This window comes from Georgenia sunbinii (assembly GCF_036421875.1).
Classification (GTDB): Bacteria; Actinomycetota; Actinomycetes; order Actinomycetales; family Actinomycetaceae; genus Georgenia_B; species Georgenia_B sunbinii.
Window position 1 is genome coordinate 805,748 of the sequence record NZ_JAZGOL010000001.1, and the last position, 16,475, is coordinate 822,222.

Below are 16,475 nucleotides of genomic sequence, written 5' to 3' on the forward strand. Positions count from 1 at the left end.
GTCAGCCGTTCCTCCCCCGCCACCCCACGCCGAGCACGCCCACCCGGGGCGCCGCGTGGGCCGGCCCCGGTGCGCTGAGAGGTGCCATGCCCCGCCTGACGTCGTCGCGTCGCTTGCTGCCGTCGTGGCTCGCCGCGCTGCTCGCGGGCCTCATCGGCGCCTCGATCCCGGTGCAGTCCCGGCTCAACGGTGAGCTCGGGGTGACGCTGGGCGACCCGGTGATGGCCGCCGCCGTCAGCTTCGTCGGCGGGCTGCTCATCATGCTGATGCTCGCTCTCACGTTGCCCACGGTGCGGCGGGGGCTGGCGAGCCTGCCGCGCGCGGTCGCCACGCGCGCGATCCCGCCCTACTACCTCGCCGCCGGCACGGTCGGTGCCTTCCTGGTGTTCACCCAGTCGACCGTCGTCGCCGTCGTCGGGGTCGCGGTGTTCACCGTCGCGGTCGTCGCCGGGCAGGTGATCAGCGGGATCGTCATCGACACCGTCGGCTTCGCGCAGTCCGTGCGCCGACCCGCGGGCGGCGCACGCCTGCTCGGCGCGGGACTCGTGCTCGTCGCCGTCGTGCTGTCCGCCTCGTCCAGCTTCCGCGGCGGCGGCCCGTTCCTCCAGATGGCTGGTCCGGCGCTGCTCGCGCTGGCCGCCGGGTCGCTCACCGGGTTCCAGCACGCGATCAACGGCCGGGTCGGCTCGGTGGCCGGCTCCCCGCTCGTCGCCACCGCGACGAACTTCATCGCGGGCACCACCCTCCTCGGCGCCGTGCTCGCCGTCCGCGCCCTCCTCGGGACGGCGCAGTGGAGCTGGCCCACCGAGTGGTGGCTCTACAGCGGCGGCATCTTCGGCTTTGCCTTCATCGCCGGGTCCGCGGCCCTCATCCCGCACGCGGGCGTCCTCGTGGTCGGCCTCGGCTCGGTGGCGGGCCAGCTCGTCGCCTCCCTCCTCCTCGACGTCGTCGCGCCGGTCGGCGACACCGGCGTCGACCTCCTCATGGTGCTGGGGACACTGCTCGCGCTCGTCGCGCTCAGCATCACCACGCTCGCCGGTCGCCGCCGGTAGCACCGCCGGTAGCACCGCCGGCCGCGCCGGTCCCGGCGCGCAGCACCCGCCGTCGTCCGGGCGGCACCTCGGCTTGCCTCGCGCGTCGAGCTGTGCGTCGACCCTTGTCGCCGTCGCTGCCGTGCGCTACCTTCAACCCATGCGGTGGACCATCTGGTCCGCCTAGTGGACCCAATGGAGGGGACAATGGGACTGAGATCGACATTCCGCACTGCGGCCACCGGCATGCTTGCCGCGGCTCTCGTAGCATCGGGGGCGCTGGCCACCGGGATACTCACGCGTCAGGACGCCCGGGACAACAGCTACGCGGCCTGCCGCGGTACCGACCCTGACTGCTACAACGACTGGCGCGAGGACGACGGCGAGACCCGGGTACTCGTGTACTCACGCACCGTCGGCCCACGCCACGCACACCTGGGCACCGCACTCGGGCCCGGGCTCAACCCCGAGCTCGGCGCGAACAACGTCGCCCAGCAGGGCATGGTCAACTGGGGCGAGGAGTACGGCTTCGACGTCGACTGGACCGAGGACCACACCTGGATGAACTCGGCGGGGCGGCTTCGCCCCTACGACGCCGTCATCTTCCTCAGCTCGACGCGCGACACCCTCGACGACAACGCGCAGACCGCACTCATGCAGTACGTGCGCAGCGGTGGTGGCTTTGTCGGCATCCACAACGCCTTCGGCACCGAGTACCACTGGGAGTGGTACGAGGGGCTGCTCGGCGGCACCAACTTCTACGACCACGGCCGCCACCAGGAGGGCACGGTCACCGTCAACGCCCGTCGGGACGTGACGACGACGCACCTGCCGAGCCGGTTCACCTTCAAGGACGAGTGGTACAACCTCTACCCCTACCCGAGCGAGGTCCGGGTGCTGCTCAGCGTCGACGAGTCGAGCTGGGAGATCCCGAAGACTTCGGGCCACCCCGGTCACGGCCGCGAGCATCCTGTCTCGTGGTGCCAGTACTACGACGGCGGACGCGCCTTCCTCACCACCCTGGGCCACGACGTCGCCCTGTGGACCGAGGCACCTCTCGTCGGTGGCGCAGAGATCAAGGAACACATCGTCCAGGGCGTGCTCAGCGCCGCTGGCGAGCAGCCGTTCTGCCGGTGACACCACCACGGACGTCCCCGGTCCAGCGCAGCCGGGGACGTCCGTGCGCAGCGCAACGATGCGCCAACCAACGGGGAGAAAAATGGATAACGCAATTTCACGCAGAAGTCTCGTCAAGGGGATGACCGCGGCCGGGCTGGGAGCGGTCCTCGCGGCCAGCACGCCGATGGCCGCGACCGCCGCGCCGCCGCGGCCACGGACCGCCGGTGGGCTGGCGACCGGCACCGAGCCGGTCCAGCTGGTCCACGCCACCGTCCCCGCCGACGCGAACTTCCCGACGATCGGGGGCAACCTCGGCAACCAGAACTACACGGCGCTCGACGGGATCCACCGGGGCAACGTGCGCCGGCTCGGCGGGGCGTGGCTCAACCACATCGAGGGTGGCCTGAAGTCCGGCAGCAGCCAGAGCGGGCTGGTCGTCGTCGACGGCGTCATCTTCATCGAGTCGGCCCTGGGCAACGTCCACGCGGTCGACGGCCGGACCGGCGAGACGCTGTGGACCTACACCCAGACCCGCGGCACGCTCACCCGCCGCGGCGTCGCTGTCGGGCAGGGCCTGGTCTTCACCCACGGCAAGGGCAGCTGGGTCATCGCGCTCGACCAGAAGACCGGCGAGGTGGTCTGGGAACGCCAGATCACCGGCTACGGCAGCATGGAGAAGGTGGCCGTCACCTACCACGACGGCAAGCTGCTGCTCGGCACCCACAACTCCGGCCGAGCGGCCGGCCTGTGCGTCGACGCCTCGAACGGCGACGTCATCTGGGCGTTCTGGGGAGCCCCCGGTCCCGGTGACGCACAGTTCGGCACCTGGGCCGGGGACTCGTGGATGGACGGTGGGGCGACACCCTGGCTGCACCCCGCCGTCGACCCGGACCTTGGGATGGTCTACTGGACCTTCGGCAACGCCCGGGGCAACCCCTCCTCGCAGGACGGCTCGGGGCGCGAGGGGATGAACCTCTTCGCCAACTCCATCGTCGCCACCGACCTGCGCACCGGCGCCTACATCTGGCACTTCCAGTCGGTGCACCATGACATCTGGGACATGGACAACTCGATGAACCCGGTGCTCGCCGACGTCGAGATCGACGGCGAGGAACGCCAGCTGGTCATCTACGGCAGCAAGACGGGGATGTACTACATCCTCGACCGCACCGACGGCTCCGCCCCGCTGGGCATCGACGAGCTGCCGGTGCCCCAGGAGCCTCGGCAGAAGACCTGGCCCACCCAGCCCTACCCGCGCCAGGGCGCCTGGACCGAGACCCGGCCGGTGGAGCAGCCGCTGGGCACCGAGGTGCCCGGCCACCCGGCGCGCGCCGTGCCGAACTACGTCGTCGCCTCGCTGTACACACCGCACTGGGACGTGCCGATCCTGTCGATCCCGGGGCACGGTGGCGGCGCGGACTGGTCCGCGCAGTCGTTCAGCCACAGCACCGGGATGATCTACACCGGGTACGGCTACGTGGCCGCCGCACACTCGCTCACCGAGAGCAGCAACGGGCTGCGCCCGCCGGGCGAGTACCAGACCGGTGGGGTCGTCGCCGTGGACGTCAGCACCAACGAGGTGGCGTGGAAGCAGCGCCTGCCCTACTCCCTCGCCCACGGCAACGGCATCCTCACCACCGCCGCGGACCTTGCCTTCATCGGCATGCCCGACGGGAACCTGCTGTGCCTGGACGCCCGGTCCGGGCGGGAGATCTGGCGGTTCCAGACCGGCGCCGCGATCAGCGCCAGCCCGGTGATGTACGAGGTCGACGGCGAGCAGTACCTCGCCGTCTACGCCGGCGGTACCAGCATCCCGTACGGCAACAGCGCGCCCCGGGGCGACAACCTCTGGGCGTTCAAGATCGGTGGCTCCGTCCCGGCGCTGCCGGCCCCGCCGCCGCCGGTGGTGCGCCGTCCGGTGTCCGGCGGGCCGGTCGAGGGGGCGGACGTGAACAACACGGTCACCCTCGCCCGGACGTACAACGCCAACACCGGGATCATCGGCTCGGAGGAGTCCACCGCCGTCGCCGGCATGGCACCCACCCACCTCCGGGTGCCGGTCGGCACGACGGTCACCTTCGTCAACCCGGCCGACAACGTCCACGTCCACTCCGCGACGCAGTTCTTCGAGGGCCTGTTCAACCCGCAGCTGGCCCCCGGTGAGTCGTTCGAGTACACCTTCACCGACCGCGGGGAGTTCTTCTACAACGACTCCCACAGCGGGCGTCCCACCGGCAAGGTCGAGGTCTACTGATGGACCTCGCGTGCCGTGCCAGCGGGCAGCCGTCCCGTCCCTCTACCCAACCTTTGGAGAAGTCATGAAGAAATTGACAAGTGTCCTGCTCGGCACGCTGCTGCTCGTCAGCGTCGGTGCGATGGGCCCGGCACAGGCCGCGCTCACCACCCAGTGCGTCGGGGAGGCCGGCGCGGTCACCGTGCCCGGTGACCTCGTGGTGCCGGCCGGCAAGGCGTGCTCACTCACCGGCACCACGATCGATGGCAACGTCCGGGTCGCCGCGGGCGCCGACCTCGTCGCCGACGGCATCACGGTCACCGGCAACGTCAACGTCCAGGCCGACGGCTACCTCGACCTCACCGGCTCTGCGGTGGCGGGCAACGTCATCAACCGGGGCGCCTACGGGGTGTACCTCGACGGCACCGCGCTCAATGCCTACACGGCGACGGCGGCCGTCAACCCGGACACCTTCCTTTCGTCCCACGGGTCGTCCTTCACCGGCCGGGTCGCGGTGGGCGGTGGCTCGTTCCTCCTCGAGAGCTCGACGGTCGACCGCTTCGTCGACGTCAACGAGGCGTACTACGCCGACGTCCTCGACTCGGTGATCGGCGGCGCACTCACCGTTGCCGGCAACGAGTACGGCGCGATGGTCTGCGGCAGCGAGGTCGACGGTCACGCGTCGTTCAGCAGCAACGACTACGGTGTCCAGCTCGGCGCCGGCGGCTCCCTCGGCGTCTGCCAGCAGGGCTCGAGCGTCTGGGGCGGGAACGTCACGGTGTCCGACACGACCGGTGCCGTGCAGGTGACGGACAACATCGTCCGCGGCGACCTCGGCGGCGCCGGCAACACCACGGTGACCGCGAGCGACAACCGGGTCCGCGGTGAGCTGCAGGGGCAGTTCGCCGAGCAGACCCAGCAGCGCGCCATGCGCATGCAGCTCGACGCCCGGGCCGGCGCCCAGGCAGACGCAGCCCGCGACGCCGTCGACGCGCTGCGCGAGGAGCGGCTCGGCCAGGCAGAGCAGCTGGCGGAGCTGGCCGGACCTGCCGGTCTCTGACCCCGTCGATGGGAGTGCCCCGGTGATCATCGCGATCACCGGGGCACTCCCGTCTTTGCGTCTGGGGCGCGGCCCGGCGGTGCTGCTGGTCACCGGAGCACCCCTCGCCGCGACCGTCTGCGTCGCGGCGGTGGGGCTCAGCCCTCGTCGGGCCGGAGGTAGGCCGGCAGGATCTCGCGCGGGACGGGTCCCTTGATCCGCCGTCCGCCCTGGGTCTCCTCCCAGGCGTGGGCGAGGATGCCGACCGAGCGGCCGAGCACGAACAGGCCGCGGGCCAGCTCCGGCGCAATGCCGAGCTCGGCATAGATGATGGCAGTGACGCCGTCGACGTTGATCGGGATCGGCCGTGAGCGGCCCTCGTTGAGCAGGCGTTCGACGGTGAGTGCGGCGTCGAGGTGCCGGCCGTCGATCGTCCCGGCGGCCCGGGCGACGTCCAGCAGCTCGAGGATCGGCGCACGTCGGGGGTCCACCGGGTGGAACCGGTGGCCGAAGCCCGGCAGGTACCGCGAGCGCTGGCGCCACTGCGCCATGACCTCAGCGGCGGCGGCGTCCGGGGAAGCCGCGTCGCCCTGCGCCGCCACGATCTCGTTGAGCAGCTGCACGCACTGCTGACCGGCGCCGCCGTGCACGTCCCCGAGCACGTTGATGCCGTTGGCGATGGCGTTGTTCAGCCCCACCCCACAGGTCGCCGCCATCCTCGCCGACGCGATCGACGGGGCCTGCGGGCCGTGGTCGACGGCGGCGACGAGCGCCGCCTCCAGCAGCCGGAGCCGCTGCGGTGACGGCTCGGTGCCGATGACCAGGAGCCACATCACTTCGGTGAACGATCGTTCCGCGAGGAGCTCCTGGATCGGGTGGCCGCGCAGCTCGATGGTGCCCGGGCCGATCTCGCTGACCGAGGTGGCCCACCAGTGCGCGACCGCACCCGTCGGGTCGATCTGCGCGCTGGTGCTCATGCCACTCCTCCGGGAGTCGGGTCGACCATCCGGCGGTCCGCCAGGTGGTTGTGCTCGCCAAGGAGCGGTGGCCGCGCCCGGGGCCGCAGGCTCTGCCCGTCGACCTGGACGCCGTTGCCGATGACGGTGAGCGTGCGGTCCGGCTTGCCCGGGAACTCGAGGTCGTTGACGAAGCCTCGCTGGACCAGCTGGGGCAGCTCGAGGGCTTGCGGCACGGTGAGGATGCGCGCCGCGGGGACTCCGCGCGCGGCAAAACGGTCCTCCCACTCTTCCGCGGTGCGGGTCGCCAGCACGCGGTTGAGCTCGACCGACAGGTCCTCCCGGTGCACCTTGCGTGCCTCTCGGGTGGCGAACCGGGGGTCGCCGACGAGGTCCTCACGGCCGACGACCTCGCACAGCGCCTCGAACTGCGCCTGGCGGTTGGCGGAGATGTTCAGCGAGCCGTCCTGCGCGGTGAAGGTCCCCGACGGGGCCGCGGTGAAGTTGTCGTTGCCCATCGGGCGCGGCTCGACGCCGCCACCGAGGTAGTTGCTCACCGCCCAGCCCATCGCGGAGATGGTGGCCTCGAGCATCGAGACGTCGATGACCGCTCCGGCGCCGCCGCGCTGGCGGCCGACGAGCGTGGCGCAGACGGCGAGCGCCGCCATCAGCCCACCGACCGAGTCCGCGACCGGGAAGCCGACGCGCAGCGGTGCGGTGTCAGGGGTGCCGGTGATGCTCATCATCCCCGACAGCCCCTGGATGATCTGGTCGTACGCCGGGCGCTGGCTCAACGGCCCGGTCTGGCCGAAGCCCGAGATCGCGCAGTAGACCAGGCCCGGGGTGACGAGCTGCAGCTGCTCGGCGTCGAGGCCGAGGCGAGCCATCACCCCCGGCCGGAAGTTCTCCACGACGACGTCGGCCTCGCGGACCATCTCGAGGAAGGCGGCCTTGCCGTCGGGGTCCTTGAGGTTGATCTCCACCGACTTCTTGCCGGAGTTCTGGGCGAGGTAGGACGTCCCCACGAGCTCGGCGTTGAGCGCGGCGTCGGGTCCCAGCTGGCGGGCGAGGTCGCCCCGCCCCGGCTGCTCCACCTTGATGACCTCGGCACCGAACAGTGCCAGGTGATAGGTGCAGTAGGGCCCTGCGAGCACGTTGGTCAGATCGAGGACACGAATACCTTCCAGCGGCAGTGCCATGTGCGAGCTCTCCGGGATCTACTAGAGGGGTAAGACGAGAGGTGGCGCTACTCGGTGGTGCGCAACGGGTGGTCGAAGCCGAGCGAGGCGAAGGTCGCCGCCGCCTCGGTGAGCCGTGCCGCGAGGCGAGGGACGTGGTCGGCCGGGAAGCGCGTGGTCGGCCCGCTGAAGGACAGCGCCGCGGTCACCGTGCCCGGCGTCGGCATCACCGGGACGGCCACCGCTGAGAGGCCGGCCTCCCGCTCGCCGTGACTCTGGGCGAAGCCGTCGACGGCGCACCGGCGGACGTCGCGGACGAACTCCTCCACCGCCGCGTCCCCGGCCGGGTCATCGGTACCGGCCGGGCCGTCGAACAGCCGACGGATGACGTCGTCGTCGGTGGTCGCCAGCAACGCCTTGGACGAGGCGCCCATCGACAGCGGCAGCCGGTCGCCGATCCGCACGACGTGACGCAGCGGCAGCGGGCTCTCCTCCTGCGCGACGCAGATCCGGGTGTCGCCACGGCGGATGTAGAGGTTGACGGTCTCTTCGTGCTCCGCCGCCAGCTCGCGCATGACGCGTCGCGCCGGCTCTGGCAGCTCCCACGCCTGGTGGATGGTGAACCCCCAGCGCCACAGGCCCGGGCCCGGCACCAGGCCGCGCGACGTCGTCGCCAGCAGGCCGTAGCTCTCCAGCGTGGCGAGCAACCGGATCACGGTGGTCTTCGCCAGGCCGGTGGCCTCGACGATCTCCCCGATGGTGCGTGACTGGTTCGCACCGTCGGTGAACAGCGCCATGATGTCGAGCGCGCGCGACACGCTCCGTACCGTCTGGTCGCCCTGCTGCCCGTCGGCGTCCTGCTTGCCTCGAGCGCCTGGCTTTCGCGCCATGTTGTCCGACATCGGTGACTCCGCCCCTTGCGTATCCGGCTGGTTCGGATTACGTTAACACTGGTCCACCCAATGGTCCACCAGGGCCGTCTAGTGGTTTGTGAGGTTATCCAATGGCGGAAGCCGTACCAGTGACAACAGGCGTCGACACGCCATCTCCCTATGAGGTGGCGTCCTTCGTCGACGGCGAGTGGCGGCAGACCGGCGAGGTGAGCGAGCGCCTGGGCCCCTACCGCCGGGAGACCGTCAGCCGGGCCGCGGTGGCCGACATCGGCCTCGCACAGACCGCACTGCGGTCCGCCGCTGCCCACCGGGCCACGGTCGCCACCCTGCCGCCGTCCGACCGGGCGGACATCCTCGAGCGGGCCGCCGACCTCACCGACGAGCGCAGCGACGACCTCGCGCGCCGGCTCGCCCTCGAGCTCGGCAAGCCGGTGCGCGACGGGCGTGGCGAGGCGCTGCGGGTGGCGGCGACCTTCCGGATCGCCGCGGCAGAGACGCGCCGCCTCGGCGGTGCCGTGCTGCCGGCCGAGGGCTGGCCGCTCGGCCGGGGCACCACCGTGCTCACCCGGACCACGCCGGTCGGCGTCGTGCTGGCCATCACCCCCTTCAACGCACCGGCGAACCTCCTCGCCCACAAGGTCGCGGCCTCCTTCGGCGCCGGCAACACCACCGTCATCAAGTCCCCGCCGCAGGCACCGGCCGCCACCTCCGCGGTGGTGGAGACCCTGCTCGACGCGGGCCTGCCGGCGGGCGCCGTCCAGCTGCTGCACGGCGGCGCGGACATCGGTGCCCACCTGTGCGCGGCACCCGAGGTGAACGCGGTCGCCTTCACCGGGTCGGCCGCCGCCGGCGCCGCGGTGGCCCGGGCCGCCGGCCCCAAGCGCACCGTCCTCGAGCTCGGCGGCAACGCCGCCACCATCGTGCACGCCGACGCCGACGTCGCCGCCGCGGCGGCCGCCTGCGCCCGCACCGGCTACAGCAACTCGGGCCAGAGCTGCGTCTCGGTGCAGCGGGTGTACGTCCACCGGTCCCGCCTCGCGGAGTTCGAGGAGGCGTTCGTGGCGCAGGTGAAGAGGCTCGTCGTCGGCGACCCGCTCGACGAGGCCACCGACGTCGGCTCGATGGTCGACGACGACGCGGCCGTGCGGGTGGTCGACTGGCTCGAGGAGTCACTCGGCCACGGCGGCCGCATCGCGGCCGGCGGGGTGCGCACGCACGCCACCGTGACACCGGCCGTCGTGCTCGGCCCGGCGCCCGCCGCGCGGGTGGTCCAGGAGGAGATCTTCGGCCCCGCCGTCGTCGTGCTGCCCTACGACGACCTCGACAGCGTCGTCACCGCCTGCAACGAGAGCCGGTACGGCCTGCAGGCCGGGCTGTTCACCAACGACGTCGGGACCATCTTCGACCTGTGGCGCCGGCTCGAGGTCGGCGCGCTCGTCGTCAACGGACCCTCCAACCACCGCCTCGACCACATCCCGTTCGGCGGGGTGAAGGACTCCGGCATCGGGCGGGAGTCCCCCGCCTTCATGATCGACGACTTCTCGACGACGTCGACCCTGCATCTGCGTGGCATCAGCCTGTGGAGCCCAACGAACGTCCGGGAGGACCGATGACACCGACCATGACACCCACGACCCCGGCGGCGGTGGCGACGACCACCGGCGCGCACCTGCTCGCCCGCCAGCTGGAGTCCTACGGCGTGGAGTACATCTTCGGGCTCTGCGGGCACACCAACATCGCCTTCCTCGACGCGCTCGCTGACAGCAGCATCGAGTTCATCACCTTCCGTCACGAGCAGACGGCGGCGCACGCGGCCGACGGGTACGCCCGCGAGTCGGGCAAGGTCGGGGTGGTCCTCACCCACGTGGGCCCCGGCATGATGAACGCGGTCACCGGCGTCGCGAGCGCCGCGATGGACTCCGTTCCCCTCGTCTGCATCTCCGGGGACATCCCGTCCTACTACCGCGGCCGCCACCCGCACCAGGAGGTCAATCTCCACAACGACGGCGACCAGACCGCGATCTACCGACCCTTCGTCAAGCGGGCATGGACGGTGGACCGGCCAGAGGACCTCGGCCGGTTCGCCGAGCGGGCGTTCTGGACGGCGACGACCGGCCGCCCGGGAGCCACGCTGCTCAACGTGCCGATGGACATGTTCTCCCGACAGCTGGCTACCCCGGTCACGCCGCTCGCCGCCGGACCGGTGCTCCCGGCAGCGGCTCCTGAGGTCATCGACGCCATCGCCGAGGAGCTGCGCGCCGCGAAGGCGCCGGTCCTCTACATCGGCGGCGGGGTCAACCACCCGGCCGGCCGTGCCGCGGTGACCGCGCTCGCCGAGCACCTCGACATCCCGATCGTCCACTCCCTCATGGCCAAGGGCGCGGTGCCCGACTCCCACCCGCTGGTCGCCGGGATGCCCGGCTTCTGGGGCGCGGAGCTGACCAACGAGATCACGCTCGGCGCGGACGTCGTGCTCGCCGTCGGGACGCGGTTCGCCGAGACCGACGCGAGCTCGTGGGACGGCCGCTCGACGTGGTCGATGCCGCCGACACACCTCATCCAGGTCGACATCGACCCTGCCGAGATCGGCCGCAACTACCCGGTCGCCCTCGGTGTGGTCGCCGACGCCACCCGCACGCTCGACGCCGTCGCCCGCCGGCTGCAGGAGACCGAGCCGACCGGCCGGGACCGTCCCGAGCTGCGCCGGCAGATCGCCGACAGCCGGCGCCGGGTGTTCGCCACCGTCCAGGACGCGGCGACCGACGACCAGCTGCCGCTGCGCCCGCAGCGGATCCTCGCCGACCTGCACGCCTCGGTACCGGCCGACACCGTCCTCGTCACCGACGTGGGCTGGAACAAGAACGGCATCGCGCAGTGCTACGAGCTGCCCGGGGCCGGCCGGTTCATCACGCCGGGCGGGTCGTCGACCATGGGCTTCGGGCCGGCGGCCGCGCTCGGCGTGCAGGTCGCCTCACCGGACCGGCCGGTCGTCGCGCTCATCGGCGACGGCGGGATGACCGCCCAGCTGGCCGCCCTGCCGACAGCCGCCGAACGCGGCCTGCCGGTGATCTTCGTCGTCATGAACAACGCCTCGCACGGCACCATCTCCGACCTGCAGGCGTCGAGCTACGGCCGCAGCTACGGCTGCGACTTCGTCGACCGGGAGGGCGACCCCTTCTCGCCGGACTTCGCGGCCCTGGGCATCGCCTGCGGCCTCGACGGCTACCGCGTCACCGAACCTGGCGACCTGCGACGTCACCTCGCCGCGGCCGTCGCCGCCCGCCGGCCGGCCATCATCGACGTGCCGATGGTCAACGAGCCCGTTCCCACCCCCGGGCACTGGAACATCAAGGACATCTACCGCGGTCAGTTCGACTGACCACGTTCGCCGGGCACGGGCACCGACGCCCGTCTCCCACCGACCCTTTCCGAACAGGAGTGCAGACCATGTCCAGAACATCCGCGTACCGCCGAGGTGCGGTCGCGCTCAGCGTCATCGCCCTCACCGCAGCCGCGTGCGGCGGCGCCGACGAGCCGGACGCCGGCGCCGGCACGACCGGTGGTGACGACGGCGGCAACGAGGAGACGGTCACCCTGTCTTTCGCGCACAGCTACGCCACCAACCACCCGCACCAGGTGTGCGGGGTGGAGCCCATCCAGGAGCAGGTCGCGGCGGCCGACGTCGGCCTGGAGATCGAGATTTTCCCCGACAGCTCGCTGGGCGGCCACGCGGAGCGGTTCGCCTCGGTGGTCTCCGGTGACATCGACATCGACATCCAGGGGCCGTCGGAGATCTCGGCGACCTACCCGGCGATCGGCGTCCTCGACGCCGCGTACGCCATCGAGGGCCCCGACCACCTCTTCACGTTCTTCGAGTCCCCGGCGGGCGAGCAGCTGCGTGAGGACATGCTCGCGGGCACCGGGGTGCGCACCATCGAGCCCTGGTACTTCGGGATGCGGCACTTCACCTCGAACACCCCGCTCGAGACGCCGGCCGACTTCGAGGGGCTGCGGATGCGGTTCCCGGACACCCCGCAGTTCCTGCAGAACGCCGAGGCACTCGGCGCCTCCCCGACCTCCGTCGCCTTCGAGGAGGTGTACATCTCGCTGCAGCAGGGTGTCGTCGACGGGCAGGAGAACCCGATCCCGACGATCGCGTCGCTCAACCTGCCGGAGGTGCAGTCGCACCTCAACCTCACCGGCCACATGACGGGCATCCACATGATCGTCATGAACGAGGACGCCTGGCAGTCGCTCTCCCCGGAGCAGCAGGAGGTCCTGGAGACGGCGATCAAGGACGCCCGCGACCCCAACCGTGACTGCATCGAGGCGCAGGAGAACGAGTACGTCGAGGAGTGGGGCGGCAGCGGCACGATGGAGATCATCGAGCCGGACATCGACGCGTTCCGTGATCGGGCGGAGTCGTTCTTCCTCGAGGAGCTCGACGGCGACGCGCTCGAGCTGTACACCGCGGTCCGCGAGACCGCCTGACCGCGCGAGGCCCGTGGCGGTCACCGCCGCCGCGGGCCTCGGCCTGCCCCTTCCCCACCCACCTCACAGCGCAGTGGAGGTTCCACCGGCATGTCCGAGATCGAAGCACCTGACGAACGACCGCACCGCAGACCGGCCGGCACCTATCTGGCGCTGGCCATGGACCGGTTCGGCCAGGTCGTGGGTGCGCTCTGCGTGGCCCTCATCCTCGTCCTCGTCAGCGTCCAGGTCGTCCAGCGTGTCACCACCGGTGGCAGCTGGGCATGGTCCGGGGAGATCGCGAAGTTCGCGATGGTCTGGTCGACCTTCATCCTCGCCCCTCACCTGCTGCGAGTAGGCGGCCACCTCCGGGTCGACGTCATCGAGCAGTGGCTGACCCCGCGGGGAGAGCGGTGGATGACCCGGCTGACCGACATCCTCATCGCGGCGACGTGCGCCGGGCTCACCTGGGCCGGCTGGGGCCTGCTCAACGCACCGTTCCTCGGTTCCGCACCGGCCTCCGGCATCCCGCTGACGGTCATCTACGCGGTGCCCGTCCTCGGCCTGCTGTTCACGACGATCATGGCGATCGGCAAGGCGATCTTCGGTCAGGGCTCGGCCTTCGACGTCGAGGGCATCGCACCGGCTCCTGAGGCGGTGCTCTGACCATGGCCATGATCATCCTCGCCGTCGCGATCCTGCTGCTGCTCATGCTCCGGCTCCCGGTCGCCTTCGCGATCCTCGGTCCCTCGGTGGCCTACCTCATCCTCACCGGCCAGTCGGTCGAGCTCGGGCTGCGCACCGCGATCAACGGCATCAACAGCTGGCCCATGCTGGCCATCCCGCTGTTCGTCCTGCTCGGCGTCATCGCCAACCACGCCGGCATCGCCGAACGCCTCTTCGACTTCGCGATGGCGCTCCTCGGCCCCATCAAGGGTGGCCTCGCCTACGTCAACATCGGCACCAGCGTGGGCTTCTCGTGGATGAGCGGTTCGGCGCTGGCCGACGCGGCCGGCCTCGGCTCGGTGCAGGTGCCCGAGATGCGCAAGCGCGGCTACCCCGACCGCTTCTCGGTCGGCCTCACCGGCGCCGCCAGCCTCATCTCGCCGGTGATGCCGCCGAGCATCCCCGCGGTGGTGTACGCGTCGGTCGCGGCGGTCTCCACCGGTGCCCTGTTCGCCGCCTCGGTGATCCCCGCCTTCCTCGTCGCGCTCGGGCTGGTCATCTACGTCTACATCTGGAGCCGGCGGCAGAACTTCCTCAAGACCTACCCGCTGCGCTGGGCGGAGATCCGCCGCACCGGCCGGCGCGCCATCGCACCGCTCCTCACCCCCGTCATCGTCATCGGCGGGATCCTCGGTGGCTTCTTCACCCCGACCGAGGCCGCCGCGGTGGGCTGTGTCTACATGCTCGTGCTGGGCTTCACCTTCCGGTCGCTGCGGCTGAGCACGCTGGGCAAGGTCGTGGGCAACGCCGCCGCGACGTCTGCCGCGATCATGCTCATCATCGGCTCCGCCTCGCTGCTCGGCTGGATCCTCGCCCGCGAGCAGGTGCCCGCCAGCATCGCGGAGTGGATGACCGGCCTCACCAACGGCCCCACGAGCTTCCTCTTCCTCACCGTGGCACTGCTCATCGTCCTCGGCGCCATCATGGAACCGACCTCCGCGCTCGTCCTCAGCGTCCCCATCCTGCTGCCGGTAGCCGTGAGCTTCGGTGTGGATCCGATCCACTTCGGTGTCATCACGGTGATGACGCTGATGATCGGCCTGCTGACCCCGCCCGTCGGGCCGGTGGGCTTCGTCCTCAGCTCGGTCACCGGGATCCCGCCACGGGAGGTCTTCCGTTCCTTCCTGCCGTTCATGGTCCCGCTGATCCTCGTGGTGTCGCTGATCGTGCTCTTCCCCGCCCTCATCTGGGCGCCCGGCATCTAACCAGCCCGCCGCCGTCGTCCCGGTCCGTCCCCAGACGGGCCGGGACGATCACGCACCGATCGACCGGCTCGTGGCAGGCTGGGCGGGTGCCACCCAGGACCCGTCGCCCCGCCACCTCCGGACTCAGCTGGGACCAGGCGCCGCTGGCGCCGGTCGTGCTCGTGCGCGGCGCCGAAGGACTACTCGCCGACCGTGCCGTCTCCCGGGTCGTCGAGCTCGCCGTCGCCGCCGATCCCGGCACCGAGGTCACCAGGATCGAGGCCGCCGGCTACGAACCGGGCCAGCTGACGATGCTGGCCAGCCCGTCGCTGTTCGACGAGTCGCGCTGCGTCGTCATCAACGGCGTCGAGAGCTGCACCGACGCCCTCATCACCGACGGCATCGCCTACCTGGCATCGGTCCCCGACGACGTCACGCTGGTGCTCCAGCACGGCGGCGGGGTCCGCGGCAAGAAGCTGCTCGACGCCGTCGTCAAGGCCGGGCACCCCGTCGTCAGCTGCGAGCCGCTCAAGCGGGACAGCGACAAGTCCGACTTCGTCGCCGCCGAGTTCCGCCGGGCCAAGCGACCGATCGACACCGCCGCGGTGCAGGCGCTGGTCCAGGCGGTCGGCTCCGACCTGCGCGAGCTCGGCGCGGCCTGCAGCCAGCTGGTCGCCGACACCACCGGCCCGGTGACCGTCGACGTCGTCGAGCGGTACCACGGCGGCCGGGTGGAGGCGACCGGCTTCCGGGTGGCCGACGCCGCAATCGGCGGGAACGCCGCGCTGGCGGTCTCGCTGCTCCGTCACGCCCTGGAGACCGGCCTCAACCCGGTGCCGATCGTCGCGGTCCTCGCGATGAAGCTGCGCACGATGGCCAAGGTCGAGGCGATGTCCGGCCGGGGCGGCGCCGGCGGGCTCGGGCTGGCCCCGTGGCAGGTCGACAACGCACGCCGCGAGCTCGCCGGCTGGAGCCCGGAGGGCCTGGCCCGCGCCATCAGCGCCGTCGCCGCCGCGGACGCCGAGGTCAAGGGCCTCAGCCGTGACCCGGAGTTCGCCATCGAGCGCGCCGTGCTGCGGATCGCGGCCAGCCGGGGCCGGCGGTGACCGCCGAGCGGTACCGCGTCGTCCCCGCCGCCTACGTCCTGTTGCTGCGTGAGCCGCACGACGACACAGCTGCGGCCGAGACGCCCGAGGTGCTGCTGCAGCGCCGGCAGCAGACCGGGTTCATGGACGGCTACTGGGCGGCCGGCGCCGCCGGGCACGTCGAGGCCGGCGAGTCGGTCCACGCCGCCGCGGTGCGCGAGGCCCGTGAGGAGCTCGGCATCGAGGTCCGGCCGTCGGACCTGCGCCCGCTGACGACGATGCACCGCAGCCAGGGCACCGGCGAGTGGATCGATGAGCGGGTGGACTTCTTCTTCACGGCACGCCACTGGCGCGGGCAGCCGCGCCCGGTGGAGACCAAGGCCGCCGACCTGCGCTGGGTGTCGCTGGCGGACCTCGACTCCCTCGACGCGCCGGTGGTCCCCCACGAGCGGGCGGTGCTCGACGGCATGCGGTCCGGTGACCTGCCGGCCATCACGAGCATCGGCCTCCCCGGTGCACTGCTGACCACCGCCCCACCGCCAGCCTGATCCCCCTCCGCCG

General features: G+C 71.6%; 14 protein-coding genes. 11 read left to right on the forward strand and 3 right to left on the reverse strand.

All coding sequences use genetic code 11. From position 1 onward, the window contains the following. Positions 1–86: 86 nt before the first annotated feature. The 4 genes from V2J52_RS03835 to V2J52_RS03850 all read left to right on the forward strand — a co-directional run bounded on the left by V2J52_RS03835 (position 87) and on the right by V2J52_RS03850 (position 5,443). Complete coding sequence (locus V2J52_RS03835; RefSeq protein ID WP_331226327.1) at positions 87–1,052, forward strand: DMT family transporter; 966 nt, start codon at positions 87–89, stop codon at positions 1,050–1,052. Between the two features lie 186 nt (positions 1,053–1,238). Next, the gene (locus V2J52_RS03840; protein WP_331226328.1) at positions 1,239–2,168 is read left to right on the forward strand and encodes a ThuA domain-containing protein; all 930 of its coding nucleotides are present in this window, start codon (positions 1,239–1,241) and stop codon (positions 2,166–2,168) included. 82 nt (positions 2,169–2,250) lie between these two features. Then, positions 2,251–4,404, forward strand: a complete 2,154-nt coding sequence (locus V2J52_RS03845; protein WP_331226329.1) for an outer membrane protein assembly factor BamB family protein — start codon at positions 2,251–2,253, stop codon at positions 4,402–4,404. 64 nt (positions 4,405–4,468) lie between these two features. Further along, on the forward strand, positions 4,469–5,443 hold the full coding sequence (locus V2J52_RS03850; protein ID WP_331226330.1) for a right-handed parallel beta-helix repeat-containing protein: 975 nt from the start codon (positions 4,469–4,471) through the stop codon (positions 5,441–5,443). 137 nt (positions 5,444–5,580) lie between these two features. On the opposite strand, the gene V2J52_RS03855 is transcribed toward V2J52_RS03850, so the two are convergent. The 3 genes from V2J52_RS03855 to V2J52_RS03865 are packed head-to-tail and all read right to left on the reverse strand — an operon-like array spanning position 5,581 to position 8,446. Beyond that, positions 5,581–6,399, reverse strand: a complete 819-nt coding sequence (locus V2J52_RS03855) for a citryl-CoA lyase (RefSeq protein WP_331226331.1) — start codon at positions 6,397–6,399, stop codon at positions 5,581–5,583. Further along, entirely contained in the window at positions 6,396–7,577 is a 1,182-nt protein-coding gene (locus tag V2J52_RS03860) for a CaiB/BaiF CoA transferase family protein (RefSeq protein WP_331226332.1), read from the reverse strand. The genes V2J52_RS03855 and V2J52_RS03860 overlap by 4 nt, the downstream gene beginning before the upstream one ends. A 47-nt stretch (positions 7,578–7,624) precedes the next feature. Continuing rightward, on the reverse strand, positions 7,625–8,446 hold the full coding sequence (locus tag V2J52_RS03865; RefSeq protein ID WP_331226333.1) for an IclR family transcriptional regulator: 822 nt from the start codon (positions 8,444–8,446) through the stop codon (positions 7,625–7,627). Positions 8,447–8,559: 113 nt separating this feature from the next. Between V2J52_RS03865 and V2J52_RS03870 the strand changes: the two genes are divergently transcribed. The 7 genes from V2J52_RS03870 (at position 8,560) to V2J52_RS03900 (ending at position 16,462) form a co-directional block, all read left to right on the forward strand. Further along, on the forward strand, positions 8,560–10,062 hold the full coding sequence (locus V2J52_RS03870) for an aldehyde dehydrogenase family protein (protein ID WP_331226334.1): 1,503 nt from the start codon (positions 8,560–8,562) through the stop codon (positions 10,060–10,062). Positions 10,063–10,070: 8 nt separating this feature from the next. Further along, positions 10,071–11,828 (forward strand): thiamine pyrophosphate-binding protein, encoded by a 1,758-nt coding sequence (locus tag V2J52_RS03875; protein ID WP_331226335.1) that lies wholly within the window; start codon positions 10,071–10,073, stop codon positions 11,826–11,828. A 68-nt stretch (positions 11,829–11,896) separates the two neighbouring features. Further along, the gene (locus V2J52_RS03880; protein WP_331226336.1) at positions 11,897–12,940 is read left to right on the forward strand and encodes a DctP family TRAP transporter solute-binding subunit; all 1,044 of its coding nucleotides are present in this window, start codon (positions 11,897–11,899) and stop codon (positions 12,938–12,940) included. A 90-nt stretch (positions 12,941–13,030) separates the two neighbouring features. Next, entirely contained in the window at positions 13,031–13,585 is a 555-nt protein-coding gene (locus tag V2J52_RS03885; protein WP_331226337.1) for a TRAP transporter small permease, read from the forward strand. A 2-nt stretch (positions 13,586–13,587) separates the two neighbouring features. Continuing rightward, on the forward strand, positions 13,588–14,850 hold the full coding sequence (locus V2J52_RS03890) for a TRAP transporter large permease (protein WP_331226338.1): 1,263 nt from the start codon (positions 13,588–13,590) through the stop codon (positions 14,848–14,850). A gap of 86 nt (positions 14,851–14,936) precedes the next feature. Continuing rightward, complete coding sequence (gene holA, locus V2J52_RS03895) at positions 14,937–15,935, forward strand: DNA polymerase III subunit delta (protein WP_331226339.1); 999 nt, start codon at positions 14,937–14,939, stop codon at positions 15,933–15,935. Then, on the forward strand, positions 15,932–16,462 hold the full coding sequence (locus V2J52_RS03900) for an NUDIX domain-containing protein (protein ID WP_331226340.1): 531 nt from the start codon (positions 15,932–15,934) through the stop codon (positions 16,460–16,462). The genes holA and V2J52_RS03900 overlap by 4 nt, the downstream gene beginning before the upstream one ends. Positions 16,463–16,475: the final 13 nt, after the last annotated feature.